The sequence below is a fragment of the Burkholderia stabilis genome, assembly GCF_001742165.1.
GTDB lineage: Bacteria > Pseudomonadota > Gammaproteobacteria > Burkholderiales > Burkholderiaceae > Burkholderia > Burkholderia stabilis.
Genome location: NZ_CP016443.1, coordinates 432,580 through 449,152, shown reverse-complemented (window position 1 = coordinate 449,152; position 16,573 = coordinate 432,580). Strand labels below are relative to the sequence as shown.

General features: G+C 68.9%; 13 protein-coding genes and 1 pseudogene. 8 read left to right on the top strand and 6 right to left on the bottom strand.

From position 1 onward, the window contains the following. Positions 1-13 precede the first annotated feature (13 nt). Genes BBJ41_RS20075 through BBJ41_RS20055 form a run of 5 tightly spaced genes read left to right on the top strand, consistent with a single transcriptional unit; the run spans position 14 to position 5,288 of the window. Positions 14-709 carry a TetR/AcrR family transcriptional regulator gene (locus tag BBJ41_RS20075; protein ID WP_069748090.1) on the top strand — a complete coding sequence of 232 codons (696 nt, stop codon included), beginning with the start codon at positions 14-16 and terminating at the stop codon, positions 707-709. Further along, positions 706-1,671 carry an HlyD family secretion protein gene (locus BBJ41_RS20070; protein ID WP_069748089.1) on the top strand — a complete coding sequence of 322 codons (966 nt, stop codon included), beginning with the start codon at positions 706-708 and terminating at the stop codon, positions 1,669-1,671. The genes BBJ41_RS20075 and BBJ41_RS20070 overlap by 4 nt, the downstream gene beginning before the upstream one ends. Continuing rightward, positions 1,668-2,627 carry an ABC transporter ATP-binding protein gene (locus BBJ41_RS20065; RefSeq protein WP_069748088.1) on the top strand — a complete coding sequence of 320 codons (960 nt, stop codon included), beginning with the start codon at positions 1,668-1,670 and terminating at the stop codon, positions 2,625-2,627. Before BBJ41_RS20070 ends, BBJ41_RS20065 begins: the two co-directional genes overlap by 4 nt. Then, positions 2,624-3,778, top strand: a complete 1,155-nt coding sequence (locus tag BBJ41_RS20060; RefSeq protein ID WP_069748087.1) for an ABC transporter permease — start codon at positions 2,624-2,626, stop codon at positions 3,776-3,778. Before BBJ41_RS20065 ends, BBJ41_RS20060 begins: the two co-directional genes overlap by 4 nt. A 10-nt stretch (positions 3,779-3,788) precedes the next feature. Beyond that, entirely contained in the window at positions 3,789-5,288 is a 1,500-nt protein-coding gene (locus tag BBJ41_RS20055; RefSeq protein WP_069748086.1) for an efflux transporter outer membrane subunit, read from the top strand. 78 nt (positions 5,289-5,366) lie between these two features. Here the strand turns inward: BBJ41_RS20055 and BBJ41_RS20050 are convergent, their stop codons facing one another. From BBJ41_RS20050 to BBJ41_RS20040, 3 genes are all read right to left on the bottom strand, one after another. Continuing rightward, positions 5,367-6,089, bottom strand: coding sequence for a RidA family protein (locus tag BBJ41_RS20050; protein ID WP_236872108.1), 723 nt, complete (start codon positions 6,087-6,089; stop codon positions 5,367-5,369). A gap of 31 nt (positions 6,090-6,120) precedes the next feature. After that, positions 6,121-7,338 (bottom strand): porin, encoded by a 1,218-nt coding sequence (locus BBJ41_RS20045; protein ID WP_069748084.1) that lies wholly within the window; start codon positions 7,336-7,338, stop codon positions 6,121-6,123. 477 nt (positions 7,339-7,815) lie between these two features. Beyond that, positions 7,816-8,880: a phytoene/squalene synthase family protein gene (locus tag BBJ41_RS20040; protein WP_069748083.1), complete on the bottom strand. Its 1,065-nt coding sequence runs from the start codon at positions 8,878-8,880 to the stop codon at positions 7,816-7,818. Positions 8,881-9,252: 372 nt separating this feature from the next. On the opposite strand from BBJ41_RS20040, the gene BBJ41_RS20035 reads away from it, so the two are divergent. Further along, a complete protein-coding gene (locus tag BBJ41_RS20035) occupies positions 9,253-10,395 on the top strand; it encodes a glycerophosphodiester phosphodiesterase (protein WP_069748082.1) in 1,143 nt (380 codons plus the stop codon). 46 nt (positions 10,396-10,441) lie between these two features. Here BBJ41_RS20035 and BBJ41_RS20030 read toward each other — a convergent pair whose 3' ends face one another. Both BBJ41_RS20030 and BBJ41_RS20025 read right to left on the bottom strand, forming a co-directional pair. Beyond that, positions 10,442-12,067, bottom strand: a complete 1,626-nt coding sequence (locus tag BBJ41_RS20030) for a rhodanese-related sulfurtransferase (RefSeq protein WP_069748081.1) — start codon at positions 12,065-12,067, stop codon at positions 10,442-10,444. A gap of 105 nt (positions 12,068-12,172) precedes the next feature. Beyond that, the gene (locus BBJ41_RS20025) at positions 12,173-12,739 is read right to left on the bottom strand and encodes a cysteine dioxygenase family protein (protein WP_069748080.1); all 567 of its coding nucleotides are present in this window, start codon (positions 12,737-12,739) and stop codon (positions 12,173-12,175) included. 17 nt (positions 12,740-12,756) lie between these two features. Here BBJ41_RS20025 and BBJ41_RS20020 point away from each other — a divergent pair, with 17 nt between their 5' ends. Beyond that, positions 12,757-13,731: a LysR family transcriptional regulator gene (locus BBJ41_RS20020; RefSeq protein WP_175972579.1), complete on the top strand. Its 975-nt coding sequence runs from the start codon at positions 12,757-12,759 to the stop codon at positions 13,729-13,731. A gap of 61 nt (positions 13,732-13,792) precedes the next feature. Here BBJ41_RS20020 and BBJ41_RS20015 read toward each other — a convergent pair. Further along, positions 13,793-15,144: pseudogene (locus tag BBJ41_RS20015) on the bottom strand (acyl-CoA dehydrogenase family protein). 326 nt (positions 15,145-15,470) lie between these two features. On the opposite strand from BBJ41_RS20015, the gene BBJ41_RS20010 reads away from it, so the two are divergent. Next, a complete protein-coding gene (locus BBJ41_RS20010; RefSeq protein ID WP_069748078.1) occupies positions 15,471-16,556 on the top strand; it encodes an LLM class flavin-dependent oxidoreductase in 1,086 nt (361 codons plus the stop codon). Positions 16,557-16,573: the final 17 nt, after the last annotated feature.

Sequence of the window (16,573 nt, the reverse complement as noted above, 5' to 3'; positions counted from 1 at the left end):
TAGCGTCGTCTGCATGAACGCGAAATCCACCGTTGCCAAACCGCGCGGGCGCCGCCCGTCGGTGGACGATTTCGACCTGCGCGACCACATGCTCGACATCGCGATGCAGTTGTTCGCCGAACGCGGCATCGCCGCGACGACGGTCGCGCAGATCGCCGCCGCCGCCGGCGTCACGTCGGCGATGGTCCACTACTACTTCACGAACCGAGAGCAGTTGCTCGACGCGATCGTCGAGGAACGGCTCGCGCAGGCCATCGCGTTCGTGTGGCGGCCGACCGAGCCGCACATCGAGAACGATCCGTTCGCGCTCGTCGCCGAACTCGTCGAGCGTTTCTTCGACGTCACGCAGCGCATGCCGTGGCTGCCGTCGATCTGGCTGCGCGAGATCGTCCACGAAGGCGGGCTGCTGCGCGAACGGATGGTGCGGCGCATTCCGCTCGAGCATGTCGGGCGTTTCGCCGAACGCATCCGCGGCGCGCAGCAGGCCGGCACGCTGAACCCCGCGCTCGAACCGGCGTTCCTGTTCCATTCGATCATCGCGCTCGTGATGCTGCCGCTCGCGACCGCGAAACTGTGGCAAAGCGCGCGCGGCCTGCCGCCGATCGATCGCGACGTGCTGCACCGGCACGTGCGCGCGCTGCTCGGTTCCGGCCTGCTGCCGCCCACCGCCCCCCGCGCGCGGGCGCGCACGCCGCGGAGGCCGTCGTGAACGCGGCCCGCACGCTGCCGCTCGCGCTGGCCGCGACCGTCGCGCTGCTCGCCGGTTGCGGACGGCCCGCGCACGACGTCGCGACCTACCAGGGTTATGTCGAAGGCGAATTCGTGTACTTGTCGTCGTCGCAATCGGGCACGCTGACGCAGCTGTCGGTCGAACGCGGCCAGGCCGTCGCCGCCGGCGCGCCGGCGTTCTCGCTCGAAGCCGTCAGCGAAACGGCCGCGCTGCGGCAGGCGCAGCATCAGCTCGATGCAGCGCGCGCGCAGCTTGCCGATTTGCAGACCGGCAAGCGGCCGCCGGAAGTCGCGGTCACGCAGGCGCAGCTCGCACAAGCGACCGCGCAAGCCGCGCGGGCCGCCGGGCAACTCGCACGCGACGAACGCCAGTACGCAGCCGGCGGCCTGTCGAAGCAACAGCTCGACGATTCGCGCACGTCCGCGCAAACCACCGCCGCGCAGATGCGCGAGCTGCGCAACCAGGTCGACGTCGCACGCCTGCCCGGCCGCGCGCAGCAGGTCGCCGCACAGGCCGCGCAAGTCGACGCCGCGCAGGCGGCGGTCGCCGAGGCGCAATGGAAGCTCGACCAGAAGCGCATCGCCGCGCCCGCCGCCGGGCGCGTGTACGACACGTTGTACCGCGTCGGCGAATGGGTACAGGCCGGCAATCCGGTCGTGCAGATGCTGCCGCCGCAAAACCTGAAGGTGCGCTTCTTCGTGCCCGAGGCGGCCATCGCGTCGCTTGCGCCGGGGCGCGCGGTCGCGATCCGCTGCGACGGCTGTGCGGCCGATGTGCCCGCACGCATCACCTACGTATCGAGCGAGGCCGAATACACGCCGCCCGTGATCTACAGCAACGAGAGCCGGACCAAGCTCGTGTTCATGATCGAGGCGCGCCCGGCCATCGCCGACGCGCCGAAGCTGCATCCGGGCCAGCCCGTTTCCGTGAGCGTGCAATGAACGCGCCGCCCGCCCCGTACACCATCGACGTCGATCGCCTGAACAAGCATTTCGGCGACAAGCACGTCGTGAAGGACGTCTCGCTGCGCGTCGCGCGCGGCGAGATCTTCGGCTTTCTCGGGCCGAACGGCAGCGGCAAGACGACGTCGATCCGCATGATGTGCGGCCTGCTCACGCCCGACTCGGGCAGCGGCACCTGCCTCGGCTACGACATCGTGCGCGACAGCGCGCAGATCAAGCGGCGCGTCGGCTACATGACGCAGCGCTTCTCGTACTGGGAAGACCTGTCGATCCGCGAGAACCTCGATTTCGTCGCGCGCGTGTACGGAATGCCCGACCGCAAGGCGGCCGTCGCGCGCGCGCTCGACGGGCTCGGCCTCGCGAGCCGCGCGGATCAGCTCACGGGCGCGCTGTCGGGCGGCTGGAAGCAGCGTCTCGCGCTGGCCGCGTGCATGCTGCACGAACCGGAACTGCTGCTGCTCGACGAGCCGACCGCCGGCGTCGATCCGGCCGCGCGCCGCGACTTCTGGGAAGAATTGCACCGGCTGGCCGCGCAGGGCATCTCGGTGCTCGTCAGCACGCATTACATGGACGAGGCCGAGCGCTGCCACAAGCTTGCCTACATCGCGTACGGCGAATTGCTCGCACAGGGCACGTCGGCGGAGATCGTCGCGTCGCAGCGCCTGTCGACCCGCGCGATCACCGGCGAGCATCTGACCGAACTCTCCGCGCGGCTGCGCGCGATGCCGGGTGTCGACCAGACCGTCGTGTTCGGCTCGGCGCTGCACGTGAGCGGCCGCGATCGCGCGCTGCTCGATGCGACGCTCGCGCGGGCCGTCGCACCGGACGGCGGCGATGCATCGTGGCAGGTCGCGCCGATCGACACCGGGCTGGAGGACGTGTTCATCTACCTGATGGGCCGCGCGTCCGGGCTGCCCGGCGGAGCATCGTCATGAACGCGTGGACGGGCCTGCGCGAATCGTTCTCGGTCGCACGCTGGTGGAGCATCGTGCTGAAGGAATTCCTGCAGTTGCGCCGCGACCGCGTGACGTTCGCGATGATCGTCGGCGTACCGATCATCCAGCTCGCGCTGTTCGGCTTCGCGATCAACACCGATCCGAAGCATCTGCCGACCGCGGTGATCGTCGCCGATTCGAGCCCGTTCGCGCGTAGTTTCGTCGCCGCGATGCGCCATTCCGCGTACTTCGACATCGTCGAGACGCTGCCCGACGAGGCAGCCGGCCGGCACGCGCTCGCGCGCGGCGACGTGCAGTTCGTGCTGAGCGTGCCGGCCGATTTCTCGCGGCGGCTCCTGCGCGGCGAGCGGCCGTCGCTGCTCGTCGAGGCGGATGCCACCGATCCCGTCGCGACCGCCTCGGCGATCGGCGCGCTGCCGGGCCTCGTCCAGCCCGTCGCGGACAAGGACCTGACAGGCCCGCTCGCGCACCTGAACGGCCGCCCGGCCGCGTTCGACGTCGTGCTGCATCGGCTGTACAACCCGGAAGGCATCACGCAGTACAACGTCGTGCCGGGCCTGATGGGCGTGATCCTGACGATGACGATGGTGATGATGACGGGCCTCGCGATCACGCGCGAACGCGAGCGCGGCACGATGGAGAACCTGCTCGCGACGCCCGTGCGGCCGCTCGAGGTGATGACCGGCAAGATCGTCCCGTACGTGCTGATCGGGCTGGTCCAGGTGTCGATCATCGTCGCGGCCTCGCGCTTCGTGTTCGACGTGCCGTTCGTCGGCAGCGTGTTCGCGCTCTACCTGGCCGCGCTGCTGTTCATCGCCGCGAACCTGACGGTCGGCATCACGCTGTCGTCGCTCGCGCAGAACCAGTTGCAGGCGATGCAGCTCGCGGTGTTCTACTTCCTGCCGAACATCCTGTTGTCGGGCTTCATGTTCCCGTTCGCCGGGATGCCGAAGTGGGCGCAGTTCATCGGCAACCTGCTGCCGCTCACCTACTTCAACCGGCTCGTGCGCGGCATCCTGCTGAAAGGCAACGGCTGGGCCGACCTGTGGCCGTCCGTGTGGCCGGTCGCGCTGTTCACCGTCATCGTGATGGGCGTCGCGCTGCGCTTCTACCGGCGCACGCTCGATTAGGCGCAGAACGATGAAACCGGCTTCGCATCGCGCCGCCCTCGCCGCCAGCCGTTGCACGCTGGCCGCCGCCGCGCTGCTCGTCGCCGGATGCGCGGTCGGGCCGGATTTCCGCGCGCCGGATGCGCCGGCCACGCAGCAGTACACGCGCGACGCGATGCCCGCGACGACGGCCGCCGCCGGCGGCCCGGCCGGTGACGCGCAGACGTTCGAATCGACCGCGCACGCGCCGCAACACTGGTGGACGCAGTTCGGCTCCGACCCGCTGAACCGGCTCGTCGACACCGCGTGGCACAACAGCCCGACGCTCGCCGAAGCCCGCGCGCGGCTCGACGAAGCACGGCAGAACCATGCGGCCGAAGCCGGCGCGACGATGCTGCCGCGCGTCGACGCGAACCTGTCGGCCACGCGCGAGAAGGTCGACACCACCGCGTTCGGATTGCCGGCCAACGTGCCGAACCCGGGGCCGTTCACGCTGTACGACGCGTCGGTCAGCGTGTCGTATGTGCTCGACGTGTTCGGCGGCAACCGGCGCGCGCTCGAAGCGCTGCGCGCGCAGGTCGACTATCAGGCATACACGCTCGACGCCGCGCGGCTGACGCTCGCGGGCAACGTGGTCGCCACCGCGATCCTGCGCGCGTCGCTCGCGCAGCAGGTCGCGCTCACGCAGCAGCTCGTCGACGCGCAGGCGCGGCAGTTGCGCATCGTCGAAGCGCGCTTCGCGGCGGGCGGCGTGTCGCAGGCCGACGTGCACGCACAGCGCGCGCTGCTCGCCCAGACGCAGGCATCGCTGCCGCCGCTCGCGGCCCGCTTCGCGCAGGCCGGCCACCGGCTCGCGATCCTGCTCGGCGCGCCGCCGTCCGACGCCGCGCTGCCCGACCTCTCGCTCGATGCGCTCGCGTTGCCGCGCACCTTGCCCGTCACGCTGCCGTCGACGCTCGCGCGCGAACGGCCCGACATTCGCGCAGCGGAAGCCGTGCTGCATCAGGCGAGCGCGAACGTCGGCGTGGCCACCGCGAACCTGTATCCGCGTTTTTCGATTTCGGCGGGAATCGGCTCGGAGCGCACGCGCATCGCGGATATCGTGAGCGGGCTCAACGTGTGGAACGTCGGGCTCGGCCTGACGCAGCCGCTCTTTCACGGCGGCGAGCTGCACGCGAAGAAGCGTGCGGCCGAAGCGGCGTACGATGCCGCGTTCGCGAGCTACCGGGAAACCGTGCTGCAGGCGTTGCAGCAAGTGGCCGATGCGATGCGCGCGGTCGAGCACGACGCGGCCGAATTGCAGGCGCGAGACATCGCCGCACGGGAGGCAGCGGCCAGCAACGCGATCGCAGGCGATCGTTACGCGGCGGGCGGGATCAGCACGTTCGACCTGCTCGACGCGCAGCGGCAGGCGCTGCAGACGGCGCTCGACCGTACGCGTGCGCAGGCCGACCGGTTGACCGATACGGCGGCGCTGTTCCAGGCGCTGGCGGGGAGCTGGGGCGAACACACTGGCGCATCGCCGGAATAACCGGCGCGATCGACATCATGCCCATCGGCCGGCCGCGCCTCGCGCATTCGACGCGAACCACCGTCGCCTGTCAGCCTTTCACCGCTTGTCGACGACGGCGATGCAATCGATCTCGACGAGAAAGTCCGGATTCGGCAACGACGCCACGATGGCCGTGCTGCGTGCCGGGTATTGCCCGGTGTGGAAATATCCCGCGTAAATGCGGTTCATCTCCTTGAAGTCCTCACGCCGGATGAGCATCACGTCAACCTTCACGACACGGTCCCATCCGGTGCCCGCCGCCTTCAGAATTCCTGTGATGTTCTCCATCGCCTGGTTCATTTGCGCCGTGAAATCGCCGACCGCAAGCTTTCCGTTCCGGTCGTACGCGGGAATGCCCGACACGAACACCAGGTTCCCGGCCTTGACCGCCGGCGCGAGCGGCACGGGGATCACGTACTGGCCCGGGGCCTGCACGTACTCGAGCGGCGTCGCGATGGAGGCGGCTTGCTGTCCGGATGGCGCAGCACAACCGCAAAGAAGACCGGACGCAACCAGCCCGGCCGCAAGGAAGTGTGTATTCATGGCGGTCTCCGAGTCGGCCCATGCGAGATCCATCCGGTTGCATGCGACCGGACAGCGGGCCGTTGTCTCCTTCATCCAGTCTAGGAAACCGGCCCGCCAACCGTTAGCGCCGTTGCACGTGACGCCTGCAGCCCGTCCTGCCAGCAACGGCAGCCAGTCGACACACGTGATGAATCGACGCTCGATGTCGACCGCCCATAAAAAAACCGGCCCGAAGGCCGGTTCTTCATACCGCATGCCGTAAGCGGCGCTCGCGCGCCGCGCGACATCAGAAGCGGTGGATCATGCCGACGCCGACGGCGATCTGGTTCTGCTTCGAACCTGCGCCGACGCCGTCGCCGATCGACGTCGTTGCTGCAACGACGCCAAGCTTCGGGTTCCACGTGTTGCCGCTCGAGTGCTGGTAAGCCTCGAGTGCGTACAGACCCGTGCGCTTCGACAGGCTGTAGTACTGCGACAGCGTGACCTGGTGGTACTTGGCCGCGCTCGTGATGCCGTTCGACTGCGTGGCTGCCGTGTACGAGTAGCCCGCTGCGAAGTCCCACTGAGCGGCTGCCTTCCAGTGCAGCACGGCGCCAGCCGTGTTGAAGATCGCCGTGTTGGCGAACGACGAACCCACGCCCGGCGTGTACTTGACGTTCGAGTACGACGCCGAGATGTCCCACGCTTGCGTGAACTGGTAGCCTGCCGTCACGGCGATACGTTGTTGCGATTGCGCCGTCGCGTAGCCGTTGTTGATCGACGAAACAGCCGGTTGCGCGCCGTTGCCGCTCGTATCGAGACCGTTCTGGACCGTCGAGTTCGCGCCCCACACGCCGCCACCGAGCGTCGCGTTGTTGACCTTCTGGTAGCCGACTGCAATGCCTGCCGGGCCGTTCAGGTACTGGACCGCAGCGCTCCACGTCGAGCCGCGGTTCGTCGCGCCTGCGACGCCGCCGAACGAGTACGAACCGCCGACCGTGAAGCCGTAGAACTTCGGCGACATGTACACGAGCGAGTTGTTCGCGCGGTAGCTGGTATCCAGCGAGTCGATATCGCCCGGGTGCGCACCGTAGTAACCCGTCAGCCAGGTCGTCGGGCTGTACGGCGACAGCAGCGTGTAGTACGCGGTGTACTGGCGGCCGGCCGTCAGCGTACCGTACGTCGGGTTGGTCATACCGACCCATGCCTGGCGCGTGAAGATGCCGCCCGACCATTGCGACGCGCCGTTAGCCGTGTTCACACCCGCTTCCAACTGGAAAATCGCCTTCGTGCCGCCGCCGAGGTCTTCGCTGCCCTTCAGGCCGAAGCGGCTGCCTGCCCACACGCCGGTGGACATCTGCACCTTCGAGTGACCACCCGAGGTCGCGCCGGTGGCCGACGAGTTGTTCTGCCAGGCCAGACCGTTGTCGACGATCCCGTACAGGGTGACGCTGCTCTGGGCGTGGGCGGCGGTAGCGGCTGCAAGGCCCACTGCCGTCATGGCGAAAGCGACGCGCTTTTTCATTGATTCTCCGTCCTCAAAGAATGTTTCTTTTCTGGTGTGGTTTTATGACTGACACATGTGCGAGTACATGCCGGGGCGATTCTGACGGATTACCGATTATTTCCCAATACGTGCGGTCGGTCATCGTATGATCGACGCAACGCACGGGTTCACCAAGCGGTTACATAACACCTGAAAACGCTTATGCGGCGGGCGTTTCCGGCATTTGCCGGTGAAAACCCTAGCTTTACATTTTTACTGGTGCAACACGACCGTCCGATGTCGTCAGACGCCTTCGGCAAAAATCATCTTACAAATGCGCGATCGCAGACTGACATCGCGATTCACGCCGCCGCGCAGGATCGCTGACGTTCATGACACCCACATTTCGAAAAACGAAATCATGAAAACGTTTCTGTGCGCGCGCGGGAGATCGGACGGAAATGGCCCGACGAACGCGGGCCGAAGGACGGTGCCGGCGCGGCGCGCCGGCAGGATTCAACGCGATGCCGGCTGGCCGAGCCGCGCGTTCACCGCGTCGGCGAGCGCGGTCATGCGTGCGCGGATCGCGGCGTTCGAGCCGACCAGCGCGAGCGACGACGCCATGATCCGGTAGATGCGCTTTCTCGGCACCTTGGCCGGTTTCGCCGGGTCGAGCCATGCATCGTGGCCGGCCAGCAGTTCGAGCGTTTCGAGACCGATCATGATCGGCCACAGGCACGCAAGGCGCAGCCGCACGAAGCGGCGCGGGATCGCGAGCGTATACAGGCACGCGTCGCGATACTGGTCGAGCGCCACGCGCAGCAGGTCGACCAGCACGCCGCGCGCACGCGCCGACGCGCCGGGCTGCATCAGGTCGGCGACGCCGAGCCCGTGCGCGCCCAGCACATCGTCGGGCAGGTAGCAGCGGCCGATGCGCAGGTCCTTCGCGCAGTCGCGCAGGATGTTGGTCATCTGCAGCGCCTTGCCGAAACGGATGCCCTTCTCGCGCATGTCCGGCAGGTCCCAGCCGCGCGCGGCGCGCGTGTGCGCACCCGTCATGTCGGTCCAGAACTCGCCGACGCAACCCGCAACGAGGTACGTGTAGCGGTCGAGCATCTCGCGGTTCGGCAGCGACGCGACCTGCCCCGACTGTTCGTCCGGGAATGTGCGCAGGTCGAACTCCATCCCCGCCGTCAGCGTCGCGACGACCTTGCGGATCGATGCGCGGTCGGCGTCCGGCTGCGCGCGCAGCAGCGCGAGCATCGGCTCCATCGAGCCGAGCAACACGTGCTCGTGCGAATCCGTCTGCATCCGCGTCACGTCCTCGAGCGAACGCGACAGCGCCGCGCCGTCGCCGAGCCGCTCGATCTCGTCTCGCAGGTCGGTCAGCAACGCCGCGCGGCGATCGGGCGCGACGAGCGCCGTGTCGGCGATCGTGTCGGCCGCGCGCGCGAGCAGATACGCGAGGCCGACCGGGTCGCGCATGCCGTCGGGCAGCACGCGCAGCGTCAGGTAGAAGGAGCGGGAAACGTTCTTCAGCAGGTCGCCGAGCAGGTAGGCAGAATCGGTTCGAGTCGTCATGGGTCGGGAAAAAACCGGCCGGCGCGGGCCCCGGACGCACACGGGCGCCGGGCGCCCGCGCCGGCCCGCGAGTCGCCGCATCGTCGCGCCGCGCGGGCGTCGGCCCGGGCGCTGCGATGCAAAATTCCCGCAAGTTTAGTGCATCCGGCGCGCGGCCTGCCCGCGACCGCCGGAATACGGCGTACGCACGGCCGCCGCGCCTCGTCCCGTCACGCGCACCGTGCCCCGAAGAAAATGGAAAGGCTAAAGTAATACATATGTAATTATTCGATGCGACGATCGCGTCCCGTTCGGTTCCACGCGGCACAGCCCGACAGCCGCGCCACCGGAACGACCACCCTTTCCCGACTCCCGTTTCGAAGGTTCATCGACATGTTCTTCTTGCGCCCGAGCGCCCTGCGCTACGTCCCGTTCGCCTGTGCGGCCGCCTTCCTGCTCGCCGCGTGCGGCGGCGACGACGTGACCGCCGATCCCACGCAGCCGATTTCCGCGAAGGTCCAGGTGGTCGGCCATCGCGGCGCGAGCGCGCTGCGCCCCGAACACACGCTCGCGTCGTACCGCAAGGCGATCGAGGACGGCGCGGACGTCATCGAGCCCGATCTCGTCGCGACGCGCGACGGCGTGCTCGTTGCGCGCCATGAAAACGAGATTTCGGGCACGACGAACGTGTCGGCGCTGCCGCAGTTCGCGAGCCGCAAGGCGACGAAGACGATCGACGGCGCGCAACTGACGGGCTGGTTCACCGAGGATTTCACGCTCGCCGAGCTGAAGACGCTGCGCGCACGCGAGCGCATTCCGCAGGTCCGCCCGGCGAACACCGCCTACAACGACCAGTTCGAGATTCCGACGTTCGACGAGATCGTCGCGCTCGCGAAGCAGATGTCCGCGCAGACCGGCCGCACGATCCACCTGTATCCGGAAACCAAGCACCCGACCTACTTCCAGTCGATCAACCTGCCGCTCGAGGATCGTCTGGTCGATGCGCTGCTGAAGGATACGTACACGTCGCGCACGGCGACCGTCTACATCCAGTCGTTCGAAGTAGCGAACCTGAAGACGATCCGCAACCGGATCAAGTCGAGCCAGCCGAACTGGAAGCTCGTGCAGTTGATGGACGAAGCCGGCCAGCGCCCGTACGACTTCGTGAAGGCCAACGACAAGCGCACGTATGGCGACCTGTCGACGCGCGACGGCATGCGCGAGATCGCGACCTATGCGAACGGCGTCGGTCCGTACAAGACGTCGATCATCGCGGTCGCCGCGGACGGCACGCTGCAGCAGCCGACGCCGTACGTGCGCTACGCGCACGAGGCCGGCCTCGTCGTGCATCCGTACACGTTCCGCCCGGAGAACAACTTCCTGCCCGCATCGCTGAAGGATGCCGGCACGCCGGCCACGCGCAACACGGCGGGTTCGGTGCGCGAGATCCAGGCGTACCTGCGCGCGGGCATCGACGGCTTCTTCACCGACGATCCGGCGGTCGGCCGCACGGCCGTCGATACGTTCAAGCGCTGAACCAGCGGCGGGATCGGGGCCGGTTTGCCCGGCCCCGCCGTGACGGTCAGATCACGTTGAAGTGGTGCGTGCCGTCACGCTTCAACTGGTCGACCAGCCCGTATTCCCAGTCGAGATACGCCTGCATCGCGGCCGCCGCGTTGTCGGTGCCTTCGTACGGGCGCCGGTAGCGGTCGACGCGCGGCGATGCAAGGTGCGTCTCGCCGTGTTCGAGCGGCAGCCCCGCATCGATCCACGCGGCCGTGCCGCCGGTCAGCACCGAAATGTCGGCCGACGCCGGCAACAGCGCGCGCGCGTCGTCCGCCGCGAACCGTGCGAGCAGGCTCGACCCGCACGTGAACACGTAGCGCTTCGCGGGCGGGATCGCCGCAAGCGCGTCGCGCAGTTGCGCGCGCACGGCGAACCACGCGCCCGGGATATGGCGCTTCACGTAGTTCGCGCTGGCCGTCACGTCGACGATCGCGAGCTCGTCGGGCGCGGCTTCCTTCAGCCAGCCCGCGAGCGTCGCGGGCGAGACTTCGGTTGCGTGCGGCGTCGCCGGCACGTCGCGCGGCGGCTGGCCGCGTTCGGCCAATGCCGTCGCGCCCACCGGTTCGACGACGCGCACGTCCCAGCCCATCTGTGCGAGCCACGACGCGGTCATGTCCGCGCGCACGCCGTCGTCGTCGGCGAGCACGATCCGCGCGCCGCGCACGGCCGCGTGATGGTCGGTCTCCTGCACGAGCTGGCCGCCCGGCGTGCTCAGGAAGCCCGGCAGGTGGCCGGCCTCGTATTCCTCCGGCGTACGCACATCGAAGCGGTACAGCGTGCGGCCCGGCTCGTCGAGCACGGCAACATCCGCAAGCGCGATGCGTTGCACGCCGGCGCGTTCGGCCACCGCGCGCGCGGCGCGGCGCGCCTCCGCGCGCTGCTCGCCATCGATGTCGTCCGGAAAGCGTCGCGCGGCGCCGTGTTCGAGCGCCTGGCCGGCGAGCGTCCAGCCGATCGTGCCGTTGCGCAGCGCGGCGACCGGATTCGGCAGCCCCGCGTTGACGAGCGACTGCGTGCCGATGATGCTGCGCGTGCGGCCCGCGCAGTTGACGACCACCTGCGTCTGCGGGTTCGGCGCGAGCGCGCGCACGCGCAGCACGAGTTCCGCGCCCGGCACGCTCGTCGAGGTCGGGATGTTCATCGTCTGGTATTCGTCGAAACGGCGCGCATCGACGATCACGACATCGGCCTTCGCATCGATCAGCGCCTGCACGTCCTGCGCGGACAGCGACGGCGTATGCCGCTCGGCCTCGACCCATTCGCCGAATGACTTGCTCGGCACGTTCACGTCGATGAACAGTTCGCCGCCTGCGGCCAGCCAGCCTGCGAGGCCGCCGTCGAGCAGCCGCACGTCGGTGTAGCCGAGCTCGGCGAGCTTCGCGGCCGCGCGCGGCGCGAGATCCTCGCCGCCCGCTTCGCCGAACACGACGATCGGCGTATCGCGGCGCGGAATCCGCGTCCATGCGTCGAGTTCGAGCTTCGACAGCGGAAAGTTGGCGGCCCACAGCGGATGGCCCTGCGCGTACGGATCTTCCTCACGTACATCGATCAGCGCGATCTCGTCACGGGCAAGCAGGCGCGCGCGGACTTCCTGGTACGGCGCGGCGGGAAAGCGGAAAGTGAAATCGGCGGATTGCGTCACGGTGTCTCTGTCTTGAATACGTTGAAGTCGGTGAAGAAAGCGAAACGGATCAATCTTTGGCCGGCCGGCGCGCGCCCGCAACGGGCCGCCTCGGCCGGCCCGGCGTCAGGCGTTCGAATAGCCTGACACGAAAGGCTTCACGGTGCCGTCGTCCAGGTACACCGCGCGCTCGACCTTGCCGATGTTCGCGCCGTACACGTGGATGCTGATCGACACCTGGTCGGCGAACGCGTTGGTCACGCGATGGACGTCGCCGATGCGCGGCGACACGGCCTCGACCTCGCCCGGCGCGAGCCGCACCGCATCGCCCGACGCCACGGGCTTGCCCGTTTCGTCGAACCGGTACGGCTGCGAAAACTCGCCGCCGCGCAGCATCCCGATCAGCCCCCACACGGTGTGATCGTGGATCGGCGTCGTCTGCCCGGGGCCCCACACGAAGCTGACGACCGAGAACCGCTCGTCCGGGTCGAGATGCAGCAGGTACTGGCGATAGCGCACGGGATCGGGCTGCGCGAACGCGTCGGGCAGCCAGTCGTCGTGTGCGACGAGCGCGGCAAGCAGCGCGCCGCCCTCGTCGAGAATGCGCGCCTCGTTCGCGCCGGACGCAAGCAGCGCGCCCAGCCCATCGACGAACGGACGCAGCGGCGTGTCATGCAACGAAAGCGTACTCACCGGCTGTCTCCTCGAATATGATGCCGAATATGATGGATCGTCATGATGCACCCGAAAGACCATGCAGAACAAACATGAAAATTAGCGATATCGACGCTTTTGCAGCGGTCGTCCGCTGCCAGACCCTGAGCCAGGCCGCGGCCGAGCTCGGGATGACGCAGCCCGCGATCACGCGGCGCGTCCAGAATCTCGAGGAAGCGCTCGGCGTGACCCTGCTCGACCGCAACACGAAGCCGCCGCGACCGACCGACATCGGCCGGCAGGTCTTCGAGCAGTGTCGCGCGATCCTGCGCGAAGTCGATGCGTTGCGCGAGCTGACGGCCGGCAGCCAGCCGCCCGCCGGCGAATTCCGCATCGGCCTCACGCAAGGGCTCGGCGAGCTGATGCTGCCCGCGCTCATCGCGGAACTCGCCGCGCAGTGGCCCGCGCTCGCGACGCAGGTCACGACCGCGTGGGGCGGCATGCTCGTCGAGCGCGTCGCGCGCCGCGAACTCGATGCGGCGCTCGTGTTCCTTGCGCGCGAGATGGTGCTGCCGCCGCACGTCGAAGGCGAACGGCTGCTGGCCACGCGGCTCGTCGCGGTCGGCCGCAAGGGCGACTGGCCGCGCCGCAGCTACCGGCTCGCCGATTGCCACGCGCGCGGCTGGGTGCTCAATCCCGACGGCTGCGGCTTTCGTGCGGGCCTGCGGCGCGCGCTCGACGCGCAAGGGCTGCCGATGCCGGTCACGCTCGACACCTACGGCCGCGACCTGCAACTGCAGAGCGTCGCGAACGGTTTCGGCATCGGGCTGATGCCGCTGCCGCTCGTCGAAGGCAGCCCGCTGCGCGACGCGCTCGACATCGTGCCGCTCACCGATTTCAAGCCGCAGATCGATCTGTGGCTGCTGCGCCGGCACGATGCGGCGCGTTTCGATGCACCGCTCGCGGCCGTCGCCGCGCATGCGCGTGTGGCGTTCGCGTTGCCCGAACAGGCGCACGGCAAGGCGGCTTGACCGCATGGGGCGGCGTCTGCATTGCGCCGCCCGGTTTACCGTCGCGGCCGCCTCGCACCACTCACGCATCGTTTCGACCGCGCTCCGCCTCGTTGCGTGACGTCCCGCCCGCCTCCGCCTTCGTTTCGCCCCGATTCGCCGCTTCGAGCACCGCACGGCCCGCCGCGACCGCGATCGCGTCGTCCTGCGGCGTATGCACGCGGCTGCACAGCACGTCACGATAGTGACGCTCCAGCGGATTGCCGCGACTCAGCCCGTGATTGCCCGACAGCTTCAGCGCCTGCTCGACCACGCGAATCGCATGCTCGGTCACGGTCCGCTTGACGAGGCCGCTCGTCGTGACCGACGGCGCCGCGCCCGCGTCGGTGCGCGCGATGTGATCGTCGAGCAGCACGCGGTTCGCATGCAGCCAGCCCTCGATTTCGCCGACCGCCTCCTGCACGCGCGGCAACGTCGCGAGCGGCGCGCCGAGCCCGCTCGGCGCACGCGTCGTCACGAATCCGATCAGCCAGTCGCGCGATGCGCGCGCCACCGCGTCGTACAGGCTGCCGAGCAGCGCGACCATCCACGCCTGCTGATCGGCCTGTGCGTCGGCATCCGCGTGCGTCGCGGCCGACACGGCCCAGGCTTGCGGCGCGCGCACGTCGACCGCGTGATCGGCCGGCAGCCGGACATCGTCGAACACGACTTCGTGGCTGCCCGACGCGCGCAGGCCGAGGTGATTCCAGCTTTCGATCACGCGGATGCGTGCATCGTCCGTCTCACGGTCGCGCGGCACGAGGAACACGCCCAGGCGCGGCTCCGGCTCGTCGGTGCGCGCCCACACGGCCAGCCAGCGCAGCGCCGGAATCCCGGTGCTGTACAGCTTGTGGCCGGACAGCCGCCAGCCGTCGCCGTCGCGGCGCGCGACGGTTTCCGGCAGGCCGCCGCGCGACGGCGAACCGAGTGCGGGCTCGACGCGCAATGCGTTGATCAGCGCGCCTTGCGCGACCGCGCTGTCGAACACCGCCTGCCGCACGCGGGCCGGCCAGCGGTTGTCCGCACGACCGAGCGCGCGGTGCTGCAGGTACGTCATCGTCAGCACCAGCGCAGTCGCCGGATCGGCCCGCGCGACGGCGGCCACGATCCGGCTCGCCTGCGCGAGCGTCGCACCGGCGCCGCCATGCTCGCGCGGCACGACCTGCGCGATCAGCCCGCGCGATGCAGCCGTGCGAAATTCTCGTGCGGAAAGCGGCCGTCGACGTCGTTGCGGGCCGCATCGGCAGCCAGCTCGGGGCCAAGTTGATCGAGCAGCGCGGCGATGCGTGCATCGTCGTTCGTGGCGTGCGCGTCATCGGCAGGCTCATCGGCTGACAAAAGGCGCAGCGAAGGCGGTTGCGGCGACGGCGAGGAAGCGGCAAGGCTGGCGGACATCGAGACGGATTCCCTGGGAAAAACGTAAAGCACAAAGGCGGCGACAGCAGCGAAAACCGCCATCGCGACGATCGATCGCCACGCGGCGCGGTTTCGCCCGAACTCGGCGAAGCACAACGTGCACCGCGCCGGAATGGCCGGCGCGCACCCACGCGCGCCCGATCCATCGCGAGCCCACAGCGTATGCGCCGCGCCTGCCCGCCCAAACCATGCAAATCTGATATTCAAATCGGGATTGATTATTTCCGTTTCGCATGATCCCGGCGTTAACCTGCGCTCCATTCCTGCCCGGCGCGTGCCGGGCCGTCCCTGCACCGGAGACCCAGATGAGCGTCGAATTCATCGGCATGATCCAGAGCCAGAAGCAATCGGAAATCCACCCGCCGTCCGGCCCCGTGGTCGACCCCGACTACGTGCGCGACTTTGCCCGCGCGCACGAAACGGCAGGCTTCGACCGGATCCTCGTGCCGCATCACTCGACCGGCCCGTCGGCGACGCTGACGATCGCGTTCGCGGCGGCCGCCACCGAACGCATCCACTTCATGCTCGCGCATCGTCCGGGCTTCACCGCGCCGACGCTCGCCGCGCGGCAGATCGCGACGCTCGACCAGTTCAGCCGCGGCCGGCTCGGCGTGCACTTCATCTCCGGCGGCTCGGACAGCGAACAGCAGCGCGACGGCGATTTCCTCGACCACGACGCGCGTTACGCACGCACCGACGAATACCTCGGCATCCTGCGCCGGATCTGGACCGAAGCGCAGCCGTTCGATCACGACGGCGCGCACTACCGCTTCAAGCAGGGGTTTTCAGAAGTGAAGCCGTTCCAGCAGCCGCACGTGCCGATCTACTTCGGCGGTGCATCGGAAGCCGCGCTCGCCGTGGCCGGCAAGCACGCGGACGTCTATGCGCTGTGGGGCGAATCGCTCGACCAGGTGCGCGACCTGACCGCACGCGTGCGCGCCGAAGCCGCCAGACACGGCCGGCAGGTGCGCTTCTCCGTGTCGTTCCGCCCGATCCTCGCCGCGACCGAGGACGAAGCGTGGGCGCGCGCGCATCGCATCCTCGACGAAACGCGCCGGCTGCGCGAAGCGGCCGGCCTCGGCGCCGGCGGCCCGCAGCAAAGCGAAGGCGCGCGCCGGCTGCTGGCCGCGGCCGAACGCGGCTCGCGCGTCGACAAGCGGCTGTGGACCGAGATCGCGAAGCTCACCGGCGCGCGCTCGAATTCGACGGCGCTCGTCGGCACGCCCGAACAGGTCGCCGACGCGCTGCTCGACTACTACGACCTCGGCGTGACGACGTTCCTGATCCGCGGCTTCGATCCGCTGGAAGACGCGATCGACTACGGCCGCGAACTGATTCCGCGCGTGCGCAGCGCCGTCGCCGCACGCGACGCGGCACGCCGCGCCGCCTGACGCAAAGGGAGCCGCCC

What these genes read in the sequence shown, in the direction of transcription:
- BBJ41_RS20075 (WP_069748090.1), top strand. Translation starts at nt 14, where the DNA reads ATGAACGCGAAATCCACCGTTGCCAAACCGCGCGGGCGCCGCCCGTCG.
- BBJ41_RS20065 (WP_069748088.1), top strand. Translation starts at nt 1,668, where the DNA reads ATGAACGCGCCGCCCGCCCCGTACACCATCGACGTCGATCGCCTGAAC.
- BBJ41_RS20060 (WP_069748087.1), top strand. Translation starts at nt 2,624, where the DNA reads ATGAACGCGTGGACGGGCCTGCGCGAATCGTTCTCGGTCGCACGCTGG.
- BBJ41_RS20055 (WP_069748086.1), top strand. Translation starts at nt 3,789, where the DNA reads ATGAAACCGGCTTCGCATCGCGCCGCCCTCGCCGCCAGCCGTTGCACG.
- BBJ41_RS20050 (WP_236872108.1), bottom strand. Translation starts at nt 6,089, where the DNA reads ATGCGGTATGAAGAACCGGCCTTCGGGCCGGTTTTTTTATGGGCGGTC.
- BBJ41_RS20045 (WP_069748084.1), bottom strand. Translation starts at nt 7,338, where the DNA reads ATGAAAAAGCGCGTCGCTTTCGCCATGACGGCAGTGGGCCTTGCAGCC.
- BBJ41_RS20040 (WP_069748083.1), bottom strand. Translation starts at nt 8,880, where the DNA reads ATGACGACTCGAACCGATTCTGCCTACCTGCTCGGCGACCTGCTGAAG.
- BBJ41_RS20035 (WP_069748082.1), top strand. Translation starts at nt 9,253, where the DNA reads ATGTTCTTCTTGCGCCCGAGCGCCCTGCGCTACGTCCCGTTCGCCTGT.
- BBJ41_RS20020 (WP_175972579.1), top strand. Translation starts at nt 12,757, where the DNA reads ATGATGCCGAATATGATGGATCGTCATGATGCACCCGAAAGACCATGC.
- BBJ41_RS20010 (WP_069748078.1), top strand. Translation starts at nt 15,471, where the DNA reads ATGAGCGTCGAATTCATCGGCATGATCCAGAGCCAGAAGCAATCGGAA.